Consider the following 626-nt stretch of genomic DNA (forward strand, 5'->3'; position numbering starts at 1 on the left):
CGGGGCTCCGTGCGGCATGCGTCCGGACCGTGCCGTGACAAGGACCGGAGGAACAGATGAGGGTGACCCGATCGATGCTCGCGCTGAGCGGCGCGGTGGCGATACTGGCGCTGGCCGGCTGCGGATCCGGCGGCAAGGACGAGGCGGCCGTGCCGGAGGAGGTGACCGGCAGCCTGGAGCACATCGCGGCAGAGGCCAAGTGCAAGCCGAACATGCAGACCGACGCCGACGAGATCCGCCAGGCCCTCTGCAAGAAGGGCAAGGAAAAATACGTCCTCGCGACCTTCGCCACCGACCGCGGCCAGCGCGAGTGGATCAACACGGCCAAGGACTACGGCGGTTTCTACCTGGTCGGGCGCAAGTGGGTGGCCGTCGGCCACGAGGACCTGCTGCAGACGCTGCGCGGCACGCTGGGCGGCACCGTGGAGGTGGGGACCAACCACTCCGGTCACTCCTCCGGCGGCAAGAGCGAGGAGCCGTCGCACTCAGGTCACCACGCCAACTGACCGCGTCACTTCGGGGGCACGCGAAAGCCGGCGGTGGGAGATCCCACCGCCGGCTTTTCTAGCGGGCCGTTACTTGCAGTCCTGGCCGCTGTTGATGCACTGAACCACCTTGTTCATCAG

At 67.9% G+C, this 626-nt stretch carries 1 protein-coding gene; it reads left to right on the forward strand.

Annotated features, from left to right (window positions below; translation table 11 throughout):
- Window positions 1–56: 56 nt before the first annotated feature.
- On the forward strand, window positions 57–506 hold the full coding sequence (locus CCL05_RS39435; protein ID WP_086565418.1) for a hypothetical protein: 450 nt from the start codon (window positions 57–59) through the stop codon (window positions 504–506).
- Window positions 507–626: the final 120 nt, after the last annotated feature.

It is taken from the genome of Streptomyces africanus, assembly GCF_002150735.1.
GTDB lineage: Bacteria > Actinomycetota > Actinomycetes > Streptomycetales > Streptomycetaceae > Streptomyces > Streptomyces africanus.